Origin of the sequence: Microcoleus sp. B4-C2, from assembly GCF_036705265.1 — a bacterium.
In the GTDB taxonomy this organism is placed as follows: Bacteria; Cyanobacteriota; Cyanobacteriia; order Cyanobacteriales; family Microcoleaceae; genus Microcoleus.
In genome coordinates this window covers 1-24325 of record NZ_JAUBUB010000034.1, presented here as the reverse complement: position 1 = coordinate 24325, position 24325 = coordinate 1, and the positions used below count along the sequence as shown (strand labels likewise).

The following is a 24325-nucleotide window of genomic DNA, read 5'->3' as shown; positions in this document are numbered from 1 at the left end:
AAGTAGCAACTAAAACTGCGATCAAATAATTCTCTATTCTCAAACATAAACCGAACCTTAATAAATGTCAAATGTCTAATAGCCCGTAACGCCTCTGAATTTGAAGCAATTTCACTCTAGCTTCCCCAGCATTGTCAGCTAAATCGGCAAATTCCAAGAACCGTTTCAACTCTTTTCGTAGCAAATTGCGCTCGACTTCTAAGGTTTCCCGACCCAAATCGGGAGGCAAAACTATCATGTCAAATAAAGTTGCCCTTTCCTTCCCCGGATGCGGCCGCAAAATCCGTCCCCGGCGCTGAATAAACTGGCGCGGATTGCTGCTGCTTGCTAAAATTACAGCATGGCGAATTGCTGGAATATCAACGCCTTCATCCAAACAGCGAATCGCTACCAAACCTTGCAATTCTCCACTCTCAAATTGCTGACGCAATCGTTCTCTTTCTGCTAAAGGAGTTGCCGCCGTATAAGTGTTAACTCGGTAGCCTAATTCTGAACCCAATAACTTCGCGGTTTCTGTTAGTTGGCGGTTGTTATTTCGGCGCGCACCTCCTTCGATCGCACCGTCGCCGCAGTAAAATAAAGTGTGGGCTGTATCGAGACGCTGAATCATTAATTCTCGCAACGCTACTAATTTATTAGCCGCCGCTCCAATTAACCGAGCTCGCTGCATTAATAAAGTTGTTAAAGCATCGTTTTCTTCTACTTTTTCATCACCCCAAAGCGCCCATCCAATCTTTTGAGTTAAGCGGGAATATTTGCGGGTTTCGGCTTCGGTCAATTCTACTAAAATTGGATAGTATAAATAATGTACTAAGGCTTTTTGGCGGATGGCATCTGCTAAGGTGAGTTCCGGCTGCAAAACTGGGCCGAAATAATCTAAAATAGCTTCTGTTCCCTGTTCGTCGAAATGCCTTTCTGGGGTGGCGGAAAGGGCGAGTCGCAGTCCAATATTGCGCGGCAAACTTTCTCCTAAACGGGGCGCGCCTAAGTTGTGAACTTCGTCTCCAATAATCAGGGTTTTTTCTGGAAAATAGCGCAGTTGCGATCGCAAACTATCTCCCATTAAGGTAGCATTGGTAGTAATGATTGTGAGAAATGCTCGCTCGCCAGAGCGCACTTCATACAAACCCGCAGCCAGCTTATTTTGCCAACTGCGGGCGCTATCAAAAGCCAAAATAGGTTTTAAACCAAATTTCTCCGATTCGCGCGCCCACTGATTCACCAGGTGGCAGTAAGGGCAAATTACGAGCAGGACTTGCAGGTTAATTTTATTGTATAATTCAGTGGCGATCGCCAGCGCAGTAATCGTCTTGCCGCTACCCGTCGCCATCTTCAGCGTACCGCGTCCCTGATTCGCAAACCAATTAGCAACCGCCACTCGCTGATACTGTCGCAATTGCAGCGAGGGCGGCATTCTCGGAAACCCAAATTGCGAATTATGAGCCGTTGAGCGATTCACCTTTAAATGCCGTTAGATGCAAAATTACCCGGATTCAAGTGTAACTCATTTTTAATTCAAAGTTAACAGCTCAAACAAATTTGTCGCCGAAAATTGTAAACCAGACAACACATCCAGCACGGGTAAAATATCTTCATTCTCTTTAATCTCAGGTTCCTGCTGTGGTTTAAAAACAATTACTAATTCTTCTTCCGGGTCAATCAGCCAACCCAATTTAGTCTTATTTTTGAGACAAAACAGAATCTTATTAATCACGCGAGTTGAACTTTGATCTGGTGATAAAATTTCAATTATCCAATCCGGCGCAATTTCAAACCTATTTTCTGTTTTTCCATTAACAGTAAAAGGAATACGAGGCCACTCGAACACTGCTATGTCTGGAACAATAGAACGTCCGCCAAAAGTGCAGCGCAATTCTGGAAACGCATAAGCTAATTTCTGCGGCTTGCCAACTCGATTAATAACAGATGGAAACTCGAATTGTAATGTGCTGTGTTTTCCTTGCGGCATATCTTTTTGATAAATTTGACCGTCAACATACTCGCTAGCCGGCTTAGTTTCTGGAAGCACCAAAAACTCTTCCAGAGAAATTTTTGACTGAGATTGAATTAACGTTACCATAAGCAATTAACCCCTCTAAAAATTCATATCGCTGTCAGTTTCCCAATCAGCACAACTCTCCGATTCCACACCAGTAGGGTGCATCGCACAAACCAACAAATTCCCCCCGTAAACTTGACCGTGATAGTTGCGACAACCGCGACAAGCCGGCTGCTGCGTCGGTGAAGGGTCTACATAAGTCACCATCGACAAATCTATCTCATCAAACTCCGGGTCGAAGTCGCGGCAAATTTCAATTATCGGTTCGATAAATTCATTAAATAAACCGTCAAATTCATTGAAATAACCATCAATGTCATTAATCAGATTATTTTGTACTTGTTCTGTAAACTCTTCCGACATTTTTGCCAAAACGTCCAGCATTTCGACAAACTCTTCGCCCACTTCGCTGAAAAAATGCTCTACTTCAGAAACAGCATTTTCCATTACTCCAAAAAAATCTTTAGACCAATCTTCCATGAATTTGACAGTTGGCTATTACAAAATATTTTACAAACAAGTGCAGCCAGCCTCAAGTGAAGCGATCGCACCTATTTTCAATTCTATTACCTATTGCCGGATATCCGTCCACATCTGACAGGGGAAATATTCAAAAAGGGAACTCAAGATTATTATCCTGAGTTCCCTTCCTGCTTTGCTGAGCGAGCTTTTTCCTGCTTAATCCCGCTTCAGCCGCCGCAATTCCTCTTGTAAATTCTGCACTTGTTCGCGGAGCTTGTCTACGCCGCCTGTCTCTTTAGCATCTTTTGCCGAGACATCTTCTTCCTCAGAAACAATTTCAATCCGCCGAGGTTCAGCGGGTTTTTCGTTCCCAGCCGAGGCTACGGGAGGCTGCTGCTGAGCCTGTTGTACCATATCGTCAACAAAGCGGCGAGCTTCTTCCGTGGACATCTCGCCCCGCTTCACCAATTCGTCTGCCAGCTTTTGGGCTTCAGTGCGTAATTCAGTTAACTTGCTGCCAGCTTTTTCACCAGCATAGGAAGCTAGCCCGACACCAAGGTAAACTGCTTTCTGTAAAATATCTCCGAAACCAGGCATAGGAGCTACACCTCAAAAAACTGGGTGAACCGGAGACCACGCCTATTACAAGCATCCCGTGTTGCTGCTACCTTCCGGTCCTGACAAGATTTGGGCGTTGGAATCGCGTGGGTCCAGTTCATTTATGAGTATAACACAGTTATTTATTCTTCAACCACACACCAGTGATAAATTTCATAAATAACGCAACCGTTCTTCACCAGCGGGTCTTCAGCGACGATCGCCTTCGCCTCATCCATCGAACCCGCCTCAAACAGCAACATACCGCCGCCCCGCCGCCCCCAGTAGCCAGTTTTCGCTCGGTGTCCTTTAGAAATCAACTCTCGGACATAAGCTCTGTGAGCTGGCACGTATTGGTCAAAGACAGGCTTTTCGACAATTCCTTGCTCAATTTTGACAAACCAAGGCATTTTAAATTTTAGATTTTAGATTTTGGATTTTGGATTGTAGATTGGGAATGGAGTTTTTGGTACAAGCCTTGAGTAAATACTCGATTTTCCATACTCCGCCATTTCTTCCTCACTGCGATGTTATCCCATGAACCCGTCAAAACAGCGATTTTTTATTGCCCTAGTGCCGCCTCCCGATATTGAACAACACATTACTGAGATTAAACTATATTTTGCGGAACATTACAACAGCCGCGGTGCTTTGAATTCCCCGCCGCACATCACGCTGCAACCTCCTTTTCACTCGTTAGCGGAGGATGTTGCCAAATTAGAGGAAAGTTTGAACCAGTTTTCTGCAAATCGGCGGCCCATTCCCGTTACTCTATCTGGTTTTGCTGCTTTCACGCCCCGCGTCATTTACGCTGATGTTTTCAAATCGCCCGAATTGCTGGAGATTCACTCATCTTTGATGAGTTATTTGGAGGCAAATTTGGGAATTGTCGATCGAGTTTCTCAAAGTCGCCCATTTGTACCGCACATGACAGTAGCATTTCGCGATTTAACTAAGGAGAATTTTCAAACAGCTTGGTTGGAATTTGCAGGGCGATCGCTCCACTTTGAGTTTACCGCTTCGGCGTTAACTTTACTGCTTCACGACGGCAGCCGGTGGAACATCAGCAATCAATTCCCGCTTTCCGCCTAAACTCTCTCCCTTCTCTTTCTTTGCGTCAATAGCGTCTTCGCGGTTCCTTTTTCCCAAAAAATATTGTTAGTAAATCATCATTAATCAACACTTCGGACAGTTTCATGGCTGACTCGCGAGGGGCGAGAAACCCGGTTTCTACGACTTTTACGTCGAGGAACGAGAACTATTCGTAGAAACCGGGTTTCTGAGGTCACAAGTGAGTCAACAAATTTGATGACTTTAGTCCTCACTACAAATCTGTTGAAATTTAAATGCCGTCACAGCTTACCTATTAATCTTATTCGGAGTTGCAAGTGCCACAGTTCCATAAACCGAAATTCCCGATTGTTCCAAAATTTTAATTGCCGACTTAACCGTAGTACCGCTAGTGTAAATATCATCAACTAACAGCACTCGATCGCGCGGGAGGCGACGACGGAAATCTTTCCCCAAACCTAAAGCATTTTTCATTTCCGCTTGGCGCTGCTGCGGCGTCAGAGCGAATAAAGCCTGAGTATTTTTCACCCGATCCAAACCGTGCCGCTGCAAAGGCAAACCAGTCAGATCGCAAAAACTTTCAGCCAAAAGTTCCGCCTGGTTAAAACCGCGCTGCTTGAGCTTTTCTTTGTGCAGGGGAATCGGTACAACAGTTAAATTGTCTATAGCTAATTCGGGAAAACTCAGCCAAGCTTCCGCCAGCCAGCCGCCGAGAGGTTTCGCTAATTGCGGATTGCCGTCATATTTCAAAGCTGCGATCGCCCGTTTGAGAGCCCCGCCATACTCACCCCACACAAAAACACGCTGCTGTGAATGCCAAAATCGACCCGGATCGCTTAATTGACATTGCTGAAGCTGCTTGTCACAGTAGGGACAAAACTCTCCGGCGGCCGGTCGCTGACAAAGAGGACAGTTAGACTTAAGAAATAGATTGAGAAAAGATTTGACTAATCCCGTCCATTGTCGCTTGTTCATCCTAAAATTGTCGTAAGTGATTAATGGGAAAAACTATCAAATTCAATCTGTTTCCACGGACAGGCTCGCAGCGTGAAAAACCTCTACTGGTTAGACAAAATTAAACCTTCAGACAGAGATGCAGTGGGAGAAAAAGCATTTTACTTGAGCTGTTTGCTCCAGAAAAATCATCCCGTTGTACCGGGTTTTGTCGTGCCGGCTACTACATTCTGGCAGTTTTTAGAGTCGATCGACTGCCTAGAACCGCTGTTTGCTGACTGGCCACACTCTTCCCTGCACTTGAATGTCGATGAACCCAGACAACTGCAATCGATCGCCCGCAGCATCCGCCACCAAATCCTCACCGGCAAACTGCCCGATTCACTGCTCTCCACCCTAGAGTCTGCTGTTTCTCAACTCAACTCACAGTCAAACTTAAACTCCACAGCCTTAATTTTTCGCCCTTCCCTGACTTCCTGGAACCCGAAAACAGTCGGCATTTTGGAATCTCAGGCAGTACGGGCAGAACCCGAAGCCATTGGGGCCGGACTCAAACGAGCTTGGGCAGAAATGTTCAGAGCCCGAAGTCTATTTTACTGGCAGCGGTGCGGCCTGCGGGTACAGCAAATCAATCCAGCAGTTTTGGTGCAGCCACTTCAAGAAGCGATCGCCGCGGGCGAGGTGAAAACAAAGGCGGGCGCACAGTGGGAAATCCAAGCCACCAGCGGTTTGGGATTGTCCCTCGCTAGGGGAGAAACCATCCCCGATTACTATCAAGTGCAGCCAGAAACAACGGCGGTTAAATTCCAGCGGATCGGTTACAAAACATTAGCCTACAATCTCAAAGTCGGCGATGGTGAACCGAAAAAAAAACTGCTGCTGGGCAAGTTTGCTGCTTTCCCAATTCCCGATTCTCCATTTATAATTCCTGACTTTGCTGACTGTTGCGTGCAAGTTTTAGCGCTGGGAGAGGAAGCACAAACAGAATACGTTTTAGAGGAATCGCAACTGCAAGAAATCATTGATTTGAGTAAAAAAGCGATCGCAGAATTTGACTCAGATTTAATTTTAGAGTGGACGCTAAACCAGACAGCAAACAGCGGCGAACCTCAGTTTTATTTCACTCAAGTTCGTCTTGTGAAAGGGGAAAAAGTCGCGCCGGTAGAGGAAAATCCGAGATCCCTCCCGCAGCCAAACTCGATCGCAAGAGCCCGAACTCCTGCCATACTCAGAGGTGTGGCAGCAGCATCAGGAAAAGCCGAAGCAATTGCCCAAGTTATGACTAATTCCCACCCAGAAAACGCGGAATTCTTAGCCGGAGGCATTTTAGTAGCCCGGACAATCGATCCGAATTGGCTGCCTTGGCTGAAGGTTGCTGCTGGGGTGGTTGCCGAACAAGGAGGTATGACAGGCCACGGCGCCATTTTAGCGAGAGAATTGGGGATTCCCGCCGTTGTGGGAGTGGCCGGGGCCACGCGGGCGATCGCCTCGGGCGATTCGGTTTTGGTAGACGGCGATAGCGGAGAAGTTTTTGCCCTCGCCCAACCCGATGGGATCGAGATAGCAGACAGCCGCCGACTTCTGGACACAGCAAAAAAGGCAGATACATACAGTACAGCAGCCAAAATGTCAATAGCCAAGCACCAATCTTCTACCTCCGATCGATCGTCTAATTCCGAGCCTAAATCTCGACAATCTGAGTCTACTCAATATGTTTGGGGCCCACCAACGGCGACTCAACTGCTAGTTAATGTCAGCCAAACAAGTTCGATTGACCGCCTCAAAAATCTGCCAATAGACGGCATCGGATTGCTGCGATCGGAATTAATGGCATTAGAAGCTTTGGACTGTCAAAACCCCAAAGTTTGGCTACAAGACGGCCGCCAATCGGAATTTGTCGATCGCATGGCGGATTGCCTCAGCTTATTTGCTGCTGCCGTTTCCCCGCAGCCAATATTTTATCGCTCTCTCGATTTACGCGAGTCAGGCGACCACGGCAGTTTCAGTTATACCTTTGAACCGGAATTATTTGATTGGGAACTCTGCGTACTTCAAAAAGTCTGCGAGTCAGGTCATACAAATGTTAATTTAATTTTGCCTTTCGTGCGATCGGTTGAGGAGTTTATCTACTGCCGCCAGCGCTTAGAAACTGTTTGGAAAAACCGCTCGCCCGAATTTCAACTGTGGATTATGGCGGAAGTTCCTTCGGTGTTATTTTTATTACCAGATTACGTAAAAGCCGGGGTTCAAGGAATTTCCATCGGCACCAACGATTTAACCCAATTTCTGTTAGGCATTCACCGCAACTCCGACCAGGTAGCAGGTGCATTTAACGGGCGCGAGCGAGCAGTGATGAGGGCGATCGAACAATTAATCAAACAAGCCAGGGCTGTCGGCATTCCTTGCTCGATCTGTGGCGACGCTCCCGCATTGTATCCCGATACAGTTGAATCCTTCGTGCGGTGGGGAATTTCGTCTATTTCGGTCAATGTCGATGCAGCAGAACAAACTAGCAGGGCGATCGTCCGCGCCGAACAGCGCCTGCTGCTAGAAGCCGCTCGATCGATAATTAACAATTAACCACTCCCGCACCCACTTTACCTCAGAAATCCGGTTTCTACTCTAAATCATAGCTTTGGCAAGCAGCCACCCGCTCAGCCATCGGCTTTCTAGACAACCCGTGCGTCCAGGACTATTAACAACTACAGAAGCCCGGTTTCTGAGTAGATATAGCAACCGCGCCCGACGGTTAGGAAATTCTTAATTTCTCAAACCCTGGCTTTTATTCCTTTTATTGCTTCTTCCCTCTTCCCTCTTCCCTCTTCCTTATTCCCTCTTCCTTCCACTAACATCGGATTTTAAAGCTAGGATAGAAATATAACCAATTCTTGACCACGAATTTCAAAGGTGGTACCCGCCACGTGATTTATCCGTGGAATCAATCCCAAATCGAAAATCGAAAATCCTCAAGCCCCCGCATTTATCTCGCGCAAGTCAATCCAAAATCTAAAATCTAAAATCTAAAATCGAATGACCCGGAGGTACAAACAGTGAAATCAAAAATTATTGCAACCGCAGCAATACTTGCCGCTCTCGGCTTTCTGCATCCCCATCCAGCATTATCTCAACCTGCAACTGACGGCGGGACAAAACCCGGATTCTGGCAACCTCAAGCGCAGGTTGACAATACTCGCAACATTACCCTCAGACTGTTAAATGAAACGGGATTGAACCTAGAATACGGTGAATCAGGTGGCAGCTTGTCATCCTTGCCAGTCGGAGCCAGCAGAAACATCACTGTTCGCCTCAGCAATCGTACCGGCGACATTGCCAATATTCCGATTAATGCCACAACAGCAACCACAACTTTGAAATACGACTATAACGTTGACTCGCAGACAAACATTGTGACGATTCGCATCACCAGATCAGATCCCCGCACTACGCAAGACCGATCAGTTTATATTGATGAAAAAGGGCGAGTTTACTCTTTCTAAGATTAATGCTCATCAACCCGGTTTCTCCTGATAAATTTTGCTTTTAGCAGCGAGGTATCCGGGAAGAAATCGGGTTTCTACACTAGCGTGCATAAATTCTGTCTTTCTCAAAAAGTGATGAATCAAGTGCAGCCCATAAAGAATCGATATTTTTGTGCAGCGGATTTGACATAGCATCCCCAAAATCAACTGCTGCTTGCAATTCGGCGCTACTGGCGCACTGGTGCATCAGGTGGGTTTCGAGAGGATGTCAACCGCCGCATCCCAGACTAATATCCGTCGTTTCTATTGATCCCTGCGCCTCGATTTCCCTCTTCTTTCGGTTTAGCTTTGTTCACTCGCAAGGGGCGCCCCATCCACTCTGCACCGTCTAATTCGGCAATTGCAGCGTCTTCTTGGGCATCCTCCATCATCTCAACAAATGCAAAACCGCGCATCCGACCAGTTTCCCTGTCGGTAGGCAAGACAACTCGCTTGACTGTGCCGTATTCTGCAAATACTGCTTTCAGGTCTTCTTCGGTGGCGCGGTAAGACAGATTTCCAATGTAGATAGTCATGTCGATCGAACTGAACTTGTTGTGCTATACATAATAACCTTTTAATTTAACTGTCAAGTGCTATCTAGCATACAACTGGGCGATCGACTCTGACTAAAAGGGTTTGCCGCACTCACCGAAAGCATCCAGGATACAAGCCCCCTGATTTATGCGTGGATAAATAAAAAACCTGTATCCGAGAAACTTGCCGAACGTATTTATCTCGCGCAAGTCAATGCTTCAATTCTAAAATCTAAAATCTAAAATCTAAAATCGATTGACCAACCCTTGGTACTGGCTGCAATAGTTAGCTTAATCAAAACTCATCTCCTCACTCGCCCTGCGAATGAGTGAGGATATGAGTTTTGTGGCGACGAGGAATCCCACCCCTGAACAATACTTGATTTTAATCAGATCACTGATGGGTGGGCGACGAATCACCAAGCATCTTCGGAAACAAAGCGACTAACAAGCTATAGTATATTAGCTTGCTCTGGGCCACGAGCGTTGATATAGCGGTTGTCAACTTTCGTGAGGTACTTGGCAATTAATTACCAATTCCCCACTTCTGCCATTCTTTAATCTAAAATTCAAATCTATACCTCATTCACTTGAGAATTACTATACGCATCTAGACAGCCCTTTCCTAAACGGGGAGATGTCACCTTCAATCCTTGGGCAAAATTTGGAATTGCCAAGTGGAAATGAGGAATGCGACAAATTTTCTGTCCATCTCCTTCATCCCCAGTTTAGGATATTACTTTCTTTTCTCAATTAAACTAAGGATTTGAGATTTAAAGCCGCTTTGTTAAGTGTTTGAGTGCCAATTCGACTTTGGGTAATACCGCTGGCTGTTTCCGCTGCTCCTTTATTCAGAACATTCATCGCATCTACCACTTGCTCAATAGCGATCGCCTGCTGTTTGGTATTAAGATAAATTTGCTGACTGCTGACAACAACACTGTTAATAGCATTAGCAACATTGTTAAAATTATCCGCCGTACCTTCAGTCAATTTCAGGCTATTATCTAAAGTTTTCTTGCCCTCATCTGTTACCATCACTGTTTTATTAATGGAATTCTTAATACCGTTTATCAAATCACTAATCTGATCCGACGATTTTTTGCTTTGATCTGCCAGTCTGCGAATTTCCGTCGCCACCACCCCAAACCCCTTTCCTTGTTCTCCCGTGCGTACTGCTTCCACTGTAGCGTTAATCGCCAGCATATTAGTTTGACTAGCCAAATCGCTGACTAAATTGGTAATATTAGCAATCTGATTGGTTTGCTGGCTCAAGTTTAAAACTTGAGCGGCAATTGCTCCGACTTTTTCCGTCAAACTCAACATTCCCTGCTGGGTTTTATGCACCACTTTACTGCCTTCGGCAGCCATATTTAAGACATTACTGGCATTTTCAAGGGCTGATTCGGCTTGCATAGCTGATTGCCTCGATGATGCGCCCAATTCATCCATTGTGGTGGTTGTTTGATTAACAGAAGCAGCTTGTTGTACAGCAATACGTTCCTGTTGCTCAATTGTAGCCGCTATCTCGGTAGAAGAACTGACAATCATATTAATAATACCTTTGAGCGCTCGATCTAAAGGTTTGGCGATCGCTATGCTTAAAGATATGCCTAAAATAATCGCTATTAGCGGCCCCAATGTCATGCCCAATACTACAGCTATTTGAGTTTTTTTACGATCGTTTTCTGCGCTTTTATAAGCTTCGTCTGCTTCCTTTCGGTTGGATTCAGCTACTGCTAAAGTGGCTTGTTCAGATTTGATAAATCTAACACGAATCACCTTAGCTTGCTGACTAAGTTTATTCAAAAGGTTAGTAGCTGTGTTTGCTCTTGCCATTTCCGGCGAATTACTTTTACCCTGCTTAAGTAGTTCAATCTGCAAAGCCAAAGGATTGAAAATTCCCAGTGTTTCAAATTCTTTATTAATTAGCAGGAGTTCTTGAGCTTCCTGCTGCCACTCCTCCCAATACTTAAGCATTTGTTGATATAGTGCGTCTTCATCTGAGGTACGAGGAAGCACTTCGTATGCTTTAAAGCCATTTTGAATCTGCTGCCAAGCCTTGTCCATTCTGTTTAAAGCATCTTGCCTTTCTGCTTGACTGAGTGCGGGATGAATTAGCGCTCTTTCGGATGACTCAATTTGGGTTTGTCCCTCGTTAATTTTCAATAATGCTTCAATACTCGGTAATTTATTTTTACCGAGAGTCTCTATGTGTTGACTGAGATTGGATGTTGAACTCCATCCTACCCAGGCTACTAAAAATACTAAAAGTCCCATCGTCAGAAAGGCACTGATTAGTCTGGTTTGTAAATTCATTTTTCTCAACATACTATTTCTGCTTACTTCTACTACAGTTATCCTCGCTGCAATTATGGACATATCTTGTATATTATAGCTTCTATCAGGTAGATGAATTACCTATTAAAAGTTTACATTTGAGTTTTTGCCTGTTAAAAGTAGTAATGAATTGATGAGTAAGCTGTTCGGCATTTAAAAGACGATAGTAGGGTGGGTCATTACAGAAATGTTTCCCGCATAAGCGCGTAAGTGTTAACTCCTGACCACGAATTTCAAAGGTGGTACCCGCCACGTGATTTATCTGTGGAATCAATTGAAAGCATCTCAAATCGAAAATCCTCAAGAAAGAGCATTTATCCGGGGAGTCAATTCTTTAATCTAAAATCTCAAATCTCAAATCGATTGACGCACCATACAAGCCTCGTTACTGCTTTAAATGCTCCACAGCTTATAGCAATCCTCGCATCAGTTGTACAAATATGTAGGGGTAGTGCCTGTGCCTACCCCCCACGGATTGGGGCAACCGGGCGTGAGTTTTGCCCCTAGAACAATTACACAATTCACTTAGAATCGCTATAAGCTGTTGCGGCATTTAAATTATATGTCAAAAAACAATCAAACTCTTGTGGGGAGTAGGGTTGGGCTTCTAGCCTGCCCCGAATATAGAATTTAAATGCGCGACAGCTTATAAGTTAATTTAATAAGGAAAATGATACAATTATATTTGAGGATTTTATGCTCAGGTAACTTACCGAGATTATGGAAAAATGCTTTGGGAGTGATGGAGAATAATCATAGAAACAGACAAAATAATTAAATAAAGTAATCAATAAAAAGGGCGAAAGTAATATACTTGTCGCCCCTTCGCCTGATTTATCATAAACCTGAAAAATTAGGATCAAAATTTAAAAATATTTTCAGTTTGATTAACAAAAAAAATATCAATAATTAGGAAATGCGATAGAGTTTGCATTTCGTCAACTTTCTCAGCAAGATATTTGGAACTGGTTTACACACTGGTGTTATTGTACTTCATCTATCTGAAAAAGGTTATACGGGAATCGCTTGTGTCTGTGCAGACTTACTAGCGGGAAGTGAGCAATTCAATCTAGCCAAGTGTGGAAATCCCGTCAGGGAAAAACGCGAAAAGCCAAAGTGTGAAGTTTGGAAGCCCACGCCATAACTGTAATCAGTTTGGCGTTGGGAGGATGTTACTGCTTTTCCTTAGTCGATCGAGATTGACTGAGGCCCGCTGCTTTTACCGTTGGTGGGTTCGGCTGGGGGAGTAGTGTAGGAAGTTGAACCAGCTTGCTCGTCGATCCAGCTTTTAACGGGATCTTCGTGAAGGTTGAGTCGAAGCAGGCCAGATAAAAATCCGCCCGCGAAGGCGATCGGCTGTTCGATCAATTCTTTCGCCATTGGGATGAGTTCGTCGATGAACATTCAAGAGTCTCCTTGTGTTGCAGGGGTTCTACCTTAACTGTATCGTTTGTACTGCGATGCTGGCAGCGGGTTACAAAAAACCTTCCAGCGCTGAAGATGGGCGATCCTCTTCGAGGGCTTCGCTAACGGGCAATTTTTCGGCTAATGACTTACCGAAAAACTGGGTCTAAAGCCCCGTCCTTCGCTTGACGGCTTTTCCTCTTTAAGTTTATCAATCCAGCCCTCTATAAGTTGGGTCATTGTTTTTTCTTTCTGTTTGGCAATTCTCCGCAGCTTCTCTAGCCGACTCACGGCAATGCGAATACTTAATCTTTCTCTGGTCATTTAGCTACCCAATTGCCACCCTATTATGTTATCGTAGTAAGCATGAAAGCAAGATATCAGTACCGTTTCTATCCAACAAGCCCACAGCAGCAGAGCTTAGCTCAGTTGTTCGGTTGCGTTCGTGTTGTGTATAACGATGCTCTTGCAATCTGCAAACAATCTCAAAAGAAGCCTAAATCGGCTGAACTCCAAAAGATTGTTATCACTCAGGCAAAAAAGACTGAGGAAAGAGCTTGGTTAGGCGAAGTCTCTGCAATTCCATTGCAACAGTCAGTGGCAGACTTAGAAGCAGCATTCAAAAACTTTTTTGAGTCTTGCAAGAGCAAAAGAAAAGGACGCAAAGTCGGCTATCCTAAGTTCAAAAAGCGCACAAACAGCCAGTCTGCAAGGTTGACTCGCGGAGGTTTCTCAATCACAGGAGATGGAGTTTATCTAGCCAAGATCGGTATTGTTAAACCAATCTGGTCGAGGGAGCTACCCTCCGAGTCCAGTTCGATCACGGTAATCAAAGACTGTGCGAACCGCTATTTACTCAGCTTTGTCGTAGAAATTCAACCCAATCGAGTTGATGCCAAGAACCAAAGTATCGGCATCGATTTGGGAATTAAAACTTTTGCGGTAATGAGTGATGGAACATCAGCCCAAAGTCCCAGTTACAAAAAGTTAGACCGAAAAATCCGCAAGCTGCAACGCAAGTTAGCCTGCCAGCCCAAAGACTCAAAGCGCTGGAACAAAACCCGCATTCAGATTGCCAAGCTCCACAATCAGATTGCTGATAGTCGCAAGGATTTTTTGCACAAACTATCTACCAAGGTTGTAAGTGAAAACCAAACCATTGTCTTGGAAGATTTCAACGTGTCTGGCATGGTCAAAAACCGCAAAATTGCTAGGGCAATTAGTCTACAGGGATGGAGAAAATTTCGGGTATTGTGCGAGGCTAAATCTGAAAAGTTTGGGCGTGAGTTCGTAATTATTAGTCAATGGGAACCTACAAGCCAAACTTGCTCTGATTGCGGATATAAATGGGGAAAAATTGATTTGTCTGTGCGTTCTATACTTTGCTTAAATTGCGGTACAGAACACGACCGAGATGAAAACGCTTCGGTAAATATAGAAAAAGTCGGCCTGGGGCATCGGCACGACTCTAAATGTACGTCGAGACAGAGTAAGACTACCGGGCGTAGCGTCCGTCAATGAAGCGTAAAGAATCCCCACGCCTTCAGGCTGGGGAGTATGTCAAAATGCTAATCAAATTGCTGCAAAAATTTTATGTGCCGTTTGCTTGGCTACCTCGGTGAGCCGATTTTACTCGATGCTATTCTGTACAAGCCGGAACATTCCCTAATTGTGCAGAGTTACGATCCCCGCGAAATGACTTCTGGCCTACTCAATGCTGACGGTTTTGGTATTGGTTGGTATCACCCGCACCTAGATACTGACCCGTTTACTTATAAAAATGTACAGCCAATTTGGAGCGACGTTAACCTTCCGAGTATCAGTCGATACGTTGAATCTGGATGCGCGATCGGATATGTTCGCAGTGCAACTTCAGGACAAGCTGTAGATTTGAGCAACTGTCAGCCGTTTCAGAACGATCGCCTGCTGTTCGTACACAACGGCTTCGTGAAGAATTTTCGGCAAACTCTTTACAGACCAATTCGCGATCGGCTCAGCGATACGCTGTATCAATCAATTAACGGTACTACAGATTCTGAGCATATCTTCGCCTTGTTTGTCAATGAATTGACAGCCGGAAATCTGACCATACAAGCAGCTTTGCAAAACTCGCTGAAAACTTTGGCCGAGCTAGCAAACTTTCACCAAGTAGAATTTTCAGCTAATATAATTATCAGCGACGGACACCAGCTCGTTGCCTCTCGCTTTGCTTCCCAAAAAACCCCTCCTTCCCTCTATTGGCTGCGAGACGATTTAAATTTCCCGAATTCTGTCATTATTGCTTCTGAACCTTTATTTGCTGGCAATTGGCACGAGTGTCCAGTCCAGAGCATTATCAGTACCGGAGTAGAGCGTGATATCGAAATCTATCCAATCTTGTAGAGAGGCAATTTATCGCGATTTGCAGCAGTGTCGCAGCGGCACTTTCAAGCTATTTGCAGACATCGATTATGATACTTTTTGCCGTCAAGCTCATCCTGATTTCAGTCCAGTTGGCTGGCACTTAGGTCACATTGCTTATACTGAGGATTTGTGGCTGTTGCAGCGATGTGCTGGGTTGGAACCAGTCTTTCCTCAGTATCACCAACTGTTTGCTGCTGATATTTTGCCGAAAAAACAACGGGTTTTTCTGCCGACGTTACGTGAAGTTGAATTATATCTGGACGCGGTGAGAAAAAAGGTGTTAGATTATTTGGAAGTAGCGCCGATCGACGAGCAAGAACGTCTCTGGCGGTTTATTATTCAGCACGAAAGCCAGCACTGCGAAACTGTTGCTTTCGTGTTGCAAATGCACAGGAAGAAGGAAGAAAGGCACGACACGGATTTGGACAGGGATACACGGATTAATTCTCTACAACAGAGAGGAATAAAGCAGCCGAAATTCCCAATTCCCAATGCCCAATTCCCAATTACCGATTCGGCGATTGAAATTCCGGGCGGGGAATTTTACATGGGAAGCGATGCTGCTGAGGCTTTGGATAATGAGCGATCGCGCCACCTGTGTTATTTAGAAGCATACTCGATCGATCGCTATCCCGTCACTTGCCGTCAATACCAAGATTTCATGGAATCCGGCGGCTATCAAAACCCTGATTGGTGGTCAGCGGACGGCTGGAAATGGCTGCAAGGCGAAGCCGTCTCTCAACCGCTTTACTGGTCAGAAAATCCAGCTTTCAACAACCATCCAGTCTGCGGCGTGAGTTGGTACGAAGCCGAAGCTTACTGCAACTTTATCGGCAAGCGTTTACCATCGGAAGCCGAATGGGAAAAAGCTGCGAGTTGGGACGCCACAAATCAAACATATCGCATCTATCCTTGGGGAGAAGAACCGCCAAACGGCAGCCTGTGCAATCACGGCAATAATATTGCCAATACTTCGCCAGTTGATGCCTTTCCCAAAGGAGCAAGTGCGGCAGGCTGCTGGGATATGTTGGGGAATGTTTGGGAATGGACTGCTTCAACCTTTGATGCCTATCCGGGATTTGAAAGTTATCCTTACAGGGGATATTCTCAAGTTTATTTTGATGGAGAACACCGGGTTTTGAAAGGCGGGAGTTGGGCGACTTTTCCGCAGGCACTGCGATCGACCTTTCGGAATTGGTATTATCCGGGCGTGCGGCAAATTATTGCTGGTTTTCGCTGCGCTAAGTAGTTTGCTAGGTAATTATAATTACCATCAAGTTTGTTCATATTAAGGAATTTAGTCAGCGGATTTTTCAAATTAACAAATTCCTTAATACTTGCCTTAGAAAGCTTATTTGACGAACATCAGATAAAGGGCTGGAGAGGGAATTGGGGACAAAATTTGTTTGCAAAATTCCCAACATTTTTCCATGTGACAAGCTCAAATAAAACAAGTTTGGTTAAGTATTCAATAATTTTTGTGGATAAATTTTAAGTTTTAATTGTGGATGCGAGATCCATCGGGTGAGACAATACAGAACGGAGAGTCACCTGAAAAATCTGACTTGATCGCGATATTTGGCAACGCGACTGCGTGCTATACCCATGTGTGCATCTAAAAATTACTTTATGAAATCCCCAAGACTGTCCGACACAACCAACTCAGCCTCAACAAAAGAAAACCGGCTGCACTTAGAGCGACTGGTGAGCGCTGCGGCACTGACACCCGCAGAAATCAATGCTGGCAGCGATGCAGTTAGCGGGTTGACTCAAACCCCGAAATCCCTGCCTCCAAAGTATTTCTACGACGATCGCGGCTCGAACCTGTTTGAGTTGATTTGCCAGTTGCCGGAATACTACCTGACACGCACTGAGACGGCTATTTTGCAGGGGTGCGCGGGGGCGATCGCCAATTTAACGGGCCCCTGCGAAATCGTCGAACTCGGCAGTGGCAGTTCCACCAAAACTCGGATTCTCCTTGATGCTTACAGTCAACTGGAATATCCCCTGCATTATTTGCCGATCGACATCAGTCCTACTATCCTAGAAAGCAGCGCTTGTCAACTGTTGGCAGATTATCCGTCGCTCCAGATTCACGGACTTGTCAGCACTTACGAATTAGCCTTAGCTAAAATTGCACCGTCGCCGTTGCCAACCCGAATGATTTGCTTTCTCGGCAGTACCCTCGGCAATCTCAACGCTCAAGAATGCGATTTATTCTTCTCGCAAATTGTCGGTGCATTGCAGCCGGGAGAGTATTTTTTGCTGGGAATTGACTTGGACAAATCTAAGGATATTTTAGAGCCTGCCTACGATGACAGTCAAGGAGTAACGGCAGCATTTAACTTGAATATGCTGCGACATTTAAATCGAAAATATGATGGAAATTTTGATTTAGCACAGTTCGAGCATTGGGCTTTTTACAATCAAGAGGAATGTCAAATTGAAATGCACTTGAAAAGTAAAAAAGCGCAAACAGTGCAGTTGCGTTCTCTCAATTTAACGGTTGAATTTGCAGCGGGAGAAACTATCCGCAGCGAAATATCGCGCAAGTTTAATCTCACTACTGTAAAAAAAGAACTGTCGCAGCGTGGTTTAATGCCGGTGCAAGTTTGGACTGATCCAAATCAGTGGTTTGGCTTGATGCTTTGTCAAATTTCTGATGTTAATAAATGAGTTCTTCAGATATTACGCACAGTCAGGACACGGCACTGCCCTGTCCCTGCAAATCGGGCGATGGCGTCGGGTTCTCGCCCGTGCTACGACGTTTTGGGGTAGGGACACGGCACTGCCGTCTCCTCAATTTCTGTGTTGTCGATGGTTCTGAATTCAGGATATCCTGTTAGGAATGAGAATTAAATAACTTCCACAAGTTTGTGGGATGGGCGGGACGCCCGTCCAAAAAGGATGGGCGGGACGCCCGTCCAAAAAGGACGGGCGGGACGCCCATCCCACAATAACAATTAAAATTGTAAGTTATTTAATTCGCGATCCTTAGCAATTACTAATTACCAATTAACAAATCGGCCGCTGTCCGGGTTTGACGGCGTGAATGTACTCACTGCCCGAGGTTGGCCATCCCCGCTTATAATAAGCTTCCTCCGGCTTCCCCCAGCCCAACTGCAACAAAATTTCTAGAAAATCCAACTTTTCCCACTTGGAGAGATTGGCCCATTCTGTGCGCTGGGCTATAGCTTCTACATCAACCGGCTCGATCGATCGAAAATCCTTCCCACTGTTAATGCTTAAATACAAATCCATCCCGGCAGTTACCTGCTGCCAGAATTCCAACATAGCAATCTTAGCTGCCTTCAACGTAATCAAATCAACCGGTAGAGCTATTAATTCGTCATCCACTGCCGGATAGCGTAGAGTATTGCCTTTAACCGCCATTTCCCGCCAGACAATCCCAGAAACTTGATGTTCCCGCTGGTATTCGTGCACAGCCGCCTTAAAATTTTGATAAGCAGTGAACTTCTGAACTCCCTCAGACTTGAGAAAGCGGTCAATCACGGGGTTGCCTGTAGCAGAAGTTTGAGTCAAGTTGAGACGCCGCCCATGCAAGCAGGCTTGGCGCTCTTCTTCGAGGATTTTAATGAGTTCCGCCGTGCTGTAGACCTTGGACATCTTTATTGAGGCAAAATCAAGATATTGGCTGATATTCGGCTGGTTTTCTCGACTAATCTTCGGTAAAGATAGTTTGGCTGTTCTGGGCAATATTCAGTTTTGCCGTTATTCTAACTTTTCTTGCTGCTTAATTGTAGTTTGATAGTTTACAGGAGTCGATCCGCGAAATCCCGACAGCCTCTTAAAAAAAGCAGTTAAGAGGGTACGAATCACGAACTAGACTGGGAACTGCACCGCCGACGTACCTCGCGGGATTTTTCGCCAAAAACAAAGCCCCCTCCTTGGAGGGGGCAAAACTGATGCCAGAGGTTTGGGAGTTTTATTTGATGGGTCGATCAAACAACCCGAAAAAAAAGCAGCATTCGCACCTGCCGTCAACTACCAAAACTCAAATTTTCAGTCTCAAAGTTTAGTAGCGTCCGCGTGCAGGGCGATCGTTGTCGCCCCAGCCGCCGCCGCCCGAGGGGCGTCTGTTGTTGTTGTTTTCGCGAGGTTTGGCTTTGTTGACTTTCAAGTCGCGGCCCATCCACTCAGCACCGTCTAAAGCTGCGATGGCTGCTGCTTCTTCTGCCTCGCTTGCCATTTCCACAAAAGCAAAACCCCGCATCCTGCCTGTTTCCCGGTCCACTGGCACTTGGACGCGGCTTACAGTACCGTACTCGGCAAATACTTCGTTGAGGTCGTCTGATGTTACCTCATATGAAAGATTACCCACGTAAATCGACATAAAATCTCCAGAATCATTAGGGTGCAGAGACTTAGATTCGGAGAGACGCTTGTAAATAAACACCAACAAACTACGCAACCGAATTTAATTCTTGGAAAACCACTATAACATGAAGCCAGCAGAATCAGCAATTGGCTGGCATAATTTTCAATTTTGGGTGCCGTCGGGCAATCGCCAACAGAAAGTATTCGTGATAACTGACATCTTACACTCTTGGCGTCCTCCGCTTGGTTTCTTGCTGCGCGATCGACCTGATATCTGAGATTTTTAGTCCCTGTTACCAGGTTGATTGGGTCTGATTGAGAACAGCGCCTGAGATTCAGTTATAACTGACAAAGTTCATCGACTACTTTAGACATTGACTTGAATATTCGGTTAGTGAAAAAACGTGACGGTCAATTGAGTACAGTTAGACCGCAGGCTTCTTTTTCCTTTGTTTAAAAGGCTTTTTATAGTGAGGTAGTTCCACCCCCACTTGCTAATATACTATCAGATTATTTCCAGATTATCAAGGGATATAGCGCTACTTTCTGGGCAGTGCGATCGTCTTAAGCGCCGATCGACGTGCGGTGACTTGTACTGTCTTATTTTTGAGTGAGGTACGACGCTAATTCTGGAATTTCACCGGCGCGCTGCCACTCGGCTTCCCCGCGCCGCACTTTGGTTCGGGCTGTGATTTCCTGAACTTCCCATAATTGCAATTTGGTATAGGGCCCTTTGGCTTCACCGCTGCGAAAGACGTACCATTGAGCAACTTCAGGAGTTGGCTGGGTCGATCGTCTTACTGACTTCATCCGATTCATTCCAGTTGTGGCTTTGAGCTGATTTAGCTCTTGTTCTACCGGATTGGGAGGCGCTGAATTAGAATTGGGCGATCGCTTTTTTTTAGCCTCCGGCTTACCTCTAGCAATTTCTACTTCGCGCGGCCACCCCCAGAAATGCCACACCGCCACCCACACTAGCGCCACGGCAGATCCTAAAATATCTTCTTGTGTTTCTGACCATTCTTTCGACTCTCCAAACAGCAGAAAACCGATCGCACCGAGTACGATCGCTATGAGGTTTAAGTAAATTAGGTTGGTAGTGTCGTTAGCTGCTAAGTGCCAACTGGTTGTGTGCCGAACAAAAGATTGGCTGGTTGCTGTTTTGTTGTGTTTCCAGGCTTTTCGGGCTTGAAGGCGACTGTAACCAGGAGAGTCAGCGGGCCACCAAGTCGCGGCCCAATTAACTAGATGCGCTGACCAATACTGCAAAGCTGCATATCCCACTATCCCGCTTAGCAGTACGCAAATAACTAACAGAAAGGTTGTCAGCGGCAGTAGCTGTATTGGCACGATTTCTGCCGTCGCAACAGTTAGCAGAAAAAACGGAGTACCAGTTAATACTGGAACTAAAAAAAGTTCAAGTATCTTTAGAAGGTAGGCATAGAAAATCCCTAAGAATTTAAGAATAATTTTAAGCAGTTTTGCAAAGCGGAAGTGATACAGGTAAGCAGAGGCGATCGCACTTCCTAGAATTACAGCAACGAGGGCGCCCGAAAAGCTTCTGATCGGCAGCATAAAAAGGGCAGTCGGCGGAATTCCCATCAAAATCGCAGCAGGTAGCGTCAGAAATGCGATAATACCTTCCCTCCAGTGGTGCCAAGCTGATACAGTCGGCGGTTGCTGATTGTGTCGGCGAATTTCCACCCACTCTGCAAGCTTGGTTAACCCCCAGTGATAGAAAGCAAATAACCAGATTTGGCAAAACCAAGCAAGTACGATCGGGGATTCCCAGTCAGAGTTCCTGATGGTGTACCAGTACGTCCTGCTAAATCCGTAGGAATAGTAGTAAGCGTTGGGCCACAGTAAAGAAACAATCAGCCAAAAGCTAATGCTTAAGGCAAACCCTCTGGCGCACGATCTAGGATCGGGGAGGAATTTCGGCCAATTATTCATGGTTGGGATAATTTGACGGGATATCAATATTGTCCCATTGCGCCGATCGTTCTGGGCTGTGCGATCTTAAGCGCCGATCGCTTGAGACCGATCGCCCGATCTGGGACTATTTAAATTAAGTTGCTGCAATTTACCAACTTTAGAATAAAGATAACTGTGCTTCTCTGAGTTCCTTGTCCATCAAAAAATCATCTATTCTACTAGCGAAAATCTGACAGTAATCAGCCCTAATTTCAAATCCAATAACTTGTCGCTGCAAACCCAGAGCCAGAATTGCTGTAGTCTCGGAACCCATAAACGGAGCTAAAACAATTTCGTTTAAATTCGATGCCGACTTGATGATGCGATCGACAACAGCAACAGGAAATTGAGCGGGGTGAGGCGTGCGTTCTTTTGAAGCTCGGTTTTTCCCCGACGTAACTTTTGGGAACTGCCAAACATCCGTCGGATTTTTGCCTTTTAAGTTTACTTTAATCTTGCCGTTCTTTTTCTGATTCGGATATTTCACATTTGGGTCGCGCACTTCATCCAAATTAAATGTATACTTGTCTTGATTTTTCACATACCAGAGAAACTTTTCATTGCGGGGTGAAAAGAACTTGCTGCCGGCAACTCCTGCGCCGTAGTTCCAGACAACTTCTTGAATCAGATAAATTAGGCAATTATGAGCTTGGAAGTACGGTTTACCTAAAATATTCGCGATCTCAGTCAAGCTCATGAAATATTGGGGAGAGATTTTGTTGACAAGATGCAATAATTATAGTAAGTGACTGGAAAAATATTGTCAAACTCATCTGGATTGGCCGATCGCCCTGCCGGATACAAAAGGTTACAATCACAAATAGATTCTATTTCCATAACATTACTGTTTATAGATTGAACTGCTCAGTGACAAATAACAACACCTCAACTCAATCCTTTCAATTTGACTCAATTGACAGCGCCCTCGTAGACCTCAAAGCAGGCCACATGGTGGTAGTAGTCGATGACGAAAATCGCGAAAACGAAGGCGATGTGATATGTGCCGCCCAATTCGCCACCCCCGACAACATCAATTTTATGGCCGTGAACGCGCGGGGTTTGATTTGTCTGGCATTGAGTGGCGAAAGGCTCGATCGCCTGGAACTGCCCCTCATGGTCAGCAAAAACACAGACAACAACCAAACTGCCTTCACCGTCAGCATCGATGCAGTCAACGGCGTCAGTACCGGTATCTCCGCCGAAGACCGGGCACGCACCATCCAAGTCGCCATCCACCCGGACACCAAACCTCAAGACTTGCGCCGTCCCGGTCACATTTTCCCCCTGCGGGCGATCGACGGTGGCGTCCTCAAACGCGCCGGTCACACCGAAGCCTCGGTTGACCTCGCCAGACTCGCTGGCCTGTATCCCAGCGGCGTGATCTGCGAAATTCAAAACCCCGACGGTTCGATGGCGAGATTGCCCGAATTAATCGAGTACGCCAAAACCCACAACCTTAAAATAATCAGTATTGCTGACTTAATTAGCTACCGACTCAAGCACGATCGATTCGTCCGCCGCGAAACCGTCGCCAAATTGCCAACTCAATTCGGCGAGTTTATGATTTACGCCTACCGCGACACCCAAGACAATTCAGAACACGTTGCTATTGTCAAGGGCGACCCGGCAGAATTTAAAGACAAACCCGTGATGGTGCGGGTGCATTCCGAATGCCTGACCGGCGATGCTTTGGGTTCCCTGCGCTGCGACTGCCGGATGCAACTGCAAGCGGCACTGAAAATGATCGAAAATGTGGGTTCTGGCGTCATAGTTTACTTGCGCCAAGAAGGTCGGGGTATTGGATTGGTAAATAAACTAAAAGCTTACTCGCTGCAAGATTTGGGATTCGATACAGTCGAAGCCAACGAACGGTTGGGATTTCCCGCCGACTTGCGGAACTACGGCGTCGGAGCACAAATGCTCAACGATTTGGGAGTTCAAAAAATTCGCTTGATTACCAACAACCCGCGCAAAATTGCAGGGTTGAAAGGTTACGGGATTGAAGTAGCCGATCGCGTCCCCTTACTAATTGAAGCCACAGATTACAACTCGATCTATCTGGCAACAAAAGCCGAAAAACTCGGTCATATGCTACTGCAAACTTATTTAGTAACAGTGGCGATTCAGTGGAACGAAAAAGCAGAAGGAAAAGAGGAAGATTCTGCCATTCAAAATCGGTACGAACACCTCGAAAAACTGCGGCATTTGGCGGCTAACCAGCACTTGCTGCTGCAAGAAGAAGCGCGGCCGGTGGGCATAGCCCTGTTCGGAGAAGGCTCCCTCATCGTTCACCTCGGCTTCGATCAAGCCGGACTCGCAGCCCCCGACTGGTACTTGGATGTAAACCATCCTTACGTCAAGGCGATCGGCCAAATTCTGGGTGAAATCAGCAATGAGCCGAATTTGCAAACATTAGAATTCATGGTTTCCTCCGGTGCAGATCCGCTCAAAACCCTGCAAGTCCAGCTCGATCGCGAGACATTCGTTTTGTCGGAATTAACCGGAATTTGCGATCGGCTCGAACCTCAAAAAATCTACAGTTTTGCTCCTCTTCCCTGAAGGCAGAAGGTAGAAGCCAACCCCCCCTACCCCAGCAGGGGGCAGGGTGGATTAATTGTCCCCAAGTAAATTATAATAGTCGAGCGCGAGCGGCGCGAGTCCGCTCGCGC

22 protein-coding genes and 1 other RNA gene are annotated in these 24325 nt (G+C 45.8%); 9 read left to right on the top strand and 14 right to left on the bottom strand.

Annotated elements, in window-relative coordinates; genetic code table 11:
* Positions 1 to 67 precede the first annotated feature (67 nt).
* The 6 genes from QUB20_RS12480 to QUB20_RS12455 form a co-directional block, all read right to left on the bottom strand.
* Positions 68 to 1414 (bottom strand): DNA phosphorothioation system restriction enzyme, encoded by a 1347-nt coding sequence (locus QUB20_RS12480; protein ID WP_333246434.1) that lies wholly within the window; start codon positions 1412 to 1414, stop codon positions 68 to 70.
* Positions 1415 to 1510: 96 nt separating this feature from the next.
* A complete protein-coding gene (locus QUB20_RS12475) occupies positions 1511 to 2080 on the bottom strand; it encodes a Uma2 family endonuclease (protein WP_333246411.1) in 570 nt (189 codons plus the stop codon).
* Positions 2081 to 2095: 15 nt separating this feature from the next.
* A complete protein-coding gene (locus QUB20_RS12470; RefSeq protein WP_333246413.1) occupies positions 2096 to 2539 on the bottom strand; it encodes a hypothetical protein in 444 nt (147 codons plus the stop codon).
* Between the two features lie 198 nt (positions 2540 to 2737).
* On the bottom strand, positions 2738 to 3118 hold the full coding sequence (locus QUB20_RS12465; RefSeq protein ID WP_333056143.1) for a phasin-related domain-containing protein: 381 nt from the start codon (positions 3116 to 3118) through the stop codon (positions 2738 to 2740).
* Between the two features lie 23 nt (positions 3119 to 3141).
* Positions 3142 to 3238: signal recognition particle sRNA small type (gene ffs, locus QUB20_RS12460), an RNA gene on the bottom strand.
* A gap of 23 nt (positions 3239 to 3261) precedes the next feature.
* The gene (locus QUB20_RS12455) at positions 3262 to 3528 is read right to left on the bottom strand and encodes a YciI family protein (RefSeq protein WP_006632991.1); all 267 of its coding nucleotides are present in this window, start codon (positions 3526 to 3528) and stop codon (positions 3262 to 3264) included.
* Between the two features lie 127 nt (positions 3529 to 3655).
* Between QUB20_RS12455 and QUB20_RS12450 the strand changes: the two genes are divergently transcribed.
* Complete coding sequence (locus QUB20_RS12450; RefSeq protein ID WP_333056146.1) at positions 3656 to 4210, top strand: 2'-5' RNA ligase family protein; 555 nt, start codon at positions 3656 to 3658, stop codon at positions 4208 to 4210.
* A 267-nt stretch (positions 4211 to 4477) separates the two neighbouring features.
* Here the strand turns inward: QUB20_RS12450 and QUB20_RS12445 are convergent, their stop codons facing one another.
* A complete protein-coding gene (locus tag QUB20_RS12445) occupies positions 4478 to 5164 on the bottom strand; it encodes a ComF family protein (RefSeq protein ID WP_333243700.1) in 687 nt (228 codons plus the stop codon).
* A gap of 72 nt (positions 5165 to 5236) precedes the next feature.
* On the opposite strand from QUB20_RS12445, the gene QUB20_RS12440 reads away from it, so the two are divergent.
* Both QUB20_RS12440 and QUB20_RS12435 read left to right on the top strand, forming a co-directional pair.
* Positions 5237 to 7723 carry a putative PEP-binding protein gene (locus QUB20_RS12440; RefSeq protein WP_333246415.1) on the top strand — a complete coding sequence of 829 codons (2487 nt, stop codon included), beginning with the start codon at positions 5237 to 5239 and terminating at the stop codon, positions 7721 to 7723.
* Positions 7724 to 8193: 470 nt separating this feature from the next.
* Positions 8194 to 8640 (top strand): hypothetical protein, encoded by a 447-nt coding sequence (locus tag QUB20_RS12435; RefSeq protein ID WP_333246417.1) that lies wholly within the window; start codon positions 8194 to 8196, stop codon positions 8638 to 8640.
* A 269-nt stretch (positions 8641 to 8909) separates the two neighbouring features.
* Here the strand turns inward: QUB20_RS12435 and QUB20_RS12430 are convergent, their stop codons facing one another.
* From QUB20_RS12430 to QUB20_RS12420, 3 genes are all read right to left on the bottom strand, one after another.
* Entirely contained in the window at positions 8910 to 9197 is a 288-nt protein-coding gene (locus tag QUB20_RS12430; RefSeq protein ID WP_333056152.1) for an RNA-binding protein, read from the bottom strand.
* A 753-nt stretch (positions 9198 to 9950) separates the two neighbouring features.
* The gene (locus QUB20_RS12425) at positions 9951 to 11516 is read right to left on the bottom strand and encodes a methyl-accepting chemotaxis protein (protein WP_333243687.1); all 1566 of its coding nucleotides are present in this window, start codon (positions 11514 to 11516) and stop codon (positions 9951 to 9953) included.
* 1206 nt (positions 11517 to 12722) lie between these two features.
* Entirely contained in the window at positions 12723 to 12941 is a 219-nt protein-coding gene (locus QUB20_RS12420; protein ID WP_333056154.1) for a hypothetical protein, read from the bottom strand.
* A 366-nt stretch (positions 12942 to 13307) separates the two neighbouring features.
* Here QUB20_RS12420 and QUB20_RS12415 point away from each other — a divergent pair, with 366 nt between their 5' ends.
* From QUB20_RS12415 to egtD, 4 genes are all read left to right on the top strand, one after another.
* On the top strand, positions 13308 to 14462 hold the full coding sequence (locus tag QUB20_RS12415) for a transposase (protein ID WP_333246419.1): 1155 nt from the start codon (positions 13308 to 13310) through the stop codon (positions 14460 to 14462).
* Between the two features lie 72 nt (positions 14463 to 14534).
* Complete coding sequence (egtC, locus tag QUB20_RS12410; RefSeq protein ID WP_333246421.1) at positions 14535 to 15323, top strand: ergothioneine biosynthesis protein EgtC; 789 nt, start codon at positions 14535 to 14537, stop codon at positions 15321 to 15323.
* On the top strand, positions 15295 to 16593 hold the full coding sequence (gene egtB / locus QUB20_RS12405; protein ID WP_333246424.1) for an ergothioneine biosynthesis protein EgtB: 1299 nt from the start codon (positions 15295 to 15297) through the stop codon (positions 16591 to 16593). The genes egtC and egtB overlap by 29 nt, the downstream gene beginning before the upstream one ends.
* A gap of 380 nt (positions 16594 to 16973) precedes the next feature.
* Complete coding sequence (egtD, locus tag QUB20_RS12400) at positions 16974 to 18020, top strand: L-histidine N(alpha)-methyltransferase (RefSeq protein WP_333246426.1); 1047 nt, start codon at positions 16974 to 16976, stop codon at positions 18018 to 18020.
* Positions 18021 to 18359: 339 nt separating this feature from the next.
* Here egtD and QUB20_RS12395 read toward each other — a convergent pair whose 3' ends face one another.
* Positions 18360 to 18971 carry a hypothetical protein gene (locus tag QUB20_RS12395; protein WP_333056158.1) on the bottom strand — a complete coding sequence of 204 codons (612 nt, stop codon included), beginning with the start codon at positions 18969 to 18971 and terminating at the stop codon, positions 18360 to 18362.
* A 409-nt stretch (positions 18972 to 19380) separates the two neighbouring features.
* Positions 19381 to 19698 (bottom strand): RNA-binding protein, encoded by a 318-nt coding sequence (locus QUB20_RS12390; RefSeq protein ID WP_333208470.1) that lies wholly within the window; start codon positions 19696 to 19698, stop codon positions 19381 to 19383.
* Between the two features lie 109 nt (positions 19699 to 19807).
* On the opposite strand from QUB20_RS12390, the gene QUB20_RS12385 reads away from it, so the two are divergent.
* Positions 19808 to 19960: a hypothetical protein gene (locus QUB20_RS12385; protein ID WP_333239321.1), complete on the top strand. Its 153-nt coding sequence runs from the start codon at positions 19808 to 19810 to the stop codon at positions 19958 to 19960.
* A gap of 322 nt (positions 19961 to 20282) precedes the next feature.
* On the opposite strand, the gene QUB20_RS12380 is transcribed toward QUB20_RS12385, so the two are convergent.
* Positions 20283 to 21635, bottom strand: a complete 1353-nt coding sequence (locus QUB20_RS12380) for a DUF4339 domain-containing protein (RefSeq protein WP_333246428.1) — start codon at positions 21633 to 21635, stop codon at positions 20283 to 20285.
* 139 nt (positions 21636 to 21774) lie between these two features.
* Positions 21775 to 22353, bottom strand: a complete 579-nt coding sequence (locus tag QUB20_RS12375; RefSeq protein ID WP_333239317.1) for a site-specific DNA-methyltransferase — start codon at positions 22351 to 22353, stop codon at positions 21775 to 21777.
* Positions 22354 to 22523: 170 nt separating this feature from the next.
* Between QUB20_RS12375 and ribBA the strand changes: the two genes are divergently transcribed.
* On the top strand, positions 22524 to 24215 hold the full coding sequence (gene ribBA / locus QUB20_RS12370) for a bifunctional 3,4-dihydroxy-2-butanone-4-phosphate synthase/GTP cyclohydrolase II (protein WP_333246430.1): 1692 nt from the start codon (positions 22524 to 22526) through the stop codon (positions 24213 to 24215).
* The last annotated feature ends 110 nt before the right edge of the window (positions 24216 to 24325 follow it).

Bases quoted from the DNA above. Each gene is read 5' to 3' on its own strand.
- QUB20_RS12480 (WP_333246434.1), bottom strand. From the start codon at position 1,414: ATGCCGCCCTCGCTGCAATTGCGACAGTATCAGCGAGTGGCGGTTGCT.
- QUB20_RS12475 (WP_333246411.1), bottom strand. From the start codon at position 2,080: ATGGTAACGTTAATTCAATCTCAGTCAAAAATTTCTCTGGAAGAGTTT.
- QUB20_RS12470 (WP_333246413.1), bottom strand. From the start codon at position 2,539: ATGGAAGATTGGTCTAAAGATTTTTTTGGAGTAATGGAAAATGCTGTT.
- QUB20_RS12465 (WP_333056143.1), bottom strand. From the start codon at position 3,118: ATGCCTGGTTTCGGAGATATTTTACAGAAAGCAGTTTACCTTGGTGTC.
- QUB20_RS12455 (WP_006632991.1), bottom strand. From the start codon at position 3,528: ATGCCTTGGTTTGTCAAAATTGAGCAAGGAATTGTCGAAAAGCCTGTC.
- QUB20_RS12450 (WP_333056146.1), top strand. From the start codon at position 3,656: ATGAACCCGTCAAAACAGCGATTTTTTATTGCCCTAGTGCCGCCTCCC.
- QUB20_RS12445 (WP_333243700.1), bottom strand. From the start codon at position 5,164: ATGAACAAGCGACAATGGACGGGATTAGTCAAATCTTTTCTCAATCTA.
- QUB20_RS12430 (WP_333056152.1), bottom strand. From the start codon at position 9,197: ATGACTATCTACATTGGAAATCTGTCTTACCGCGCCACCGAAGAAGAC.
- QUB20_RS12425 (WP_333243687.1), bottom strand. From the start codon at position 11,516: ATGAATTTACAAACCAGACTAATCAGTGCCTTTCTGACGATGGGACTT.
- QUB20_RS12420 (WP_333056154.1), bottom strand. From the start codon at position 12,941: ATGTTCATCGACGAACTCATCCCAATGGCGAAAGAATTGATCGAACAG.
- QUB20_RS12415 (WP_333246419.1), top strand. From the start codon at position 13,308: ATGAAAGCAAGATATCAGTACCGTTTCTATCCAACAAGCCCACAGCAG.
- egtC (WP_333246421.1), top strand. From the start codon at position 14,535: ATGTGCCGTTTGCTTGGCTACCTCGGTGAGCCGATTTTACTCGATGCT.
- egtD (WP_333246426.1), top strand. From the start codon at position 16,974: ATGAAATCCCCAAGACTGTCCGACACAACCAACTCAGCCTCAACAAAA.
- QUB20_RS12395 (WP_333056158.1), bottom strand. From the start codon at position 18,971: ATGTCCAAGGTCTACAGCACGGCGGAACTCATTAAAATCCTCGAAGAA.
- QUB20_RS12390 (WP_333208470.1), bottom strand. From the start codon at position 19,698: ATGTCGATTTACGTGGGTAATCTTTCATATGAGGTAACATCAGACGAC.
- QUB20_RS12385 (WP_333239321.1), top strand. From the start codon at position 19,808: ATGAAGCCAGCAGAATCAGCAATTGGCTGGCATAATTTTCAATTTTGG.
- QUB20_RS12380 (WP_333246428.1), bottom strand. From the start codon at position 21,635: ATGAATAATTGGCCGAAATTCCTCCCCGATCCTAGATCGTGCGCCAGA.
- QUB20_RS12375 (WP_333239317.1), bottom strand. From the start codon at position 22,353: ATGAGCTTGACTGAGATCGCGAATATTTTAGGTAAACCGTACTTCCAA.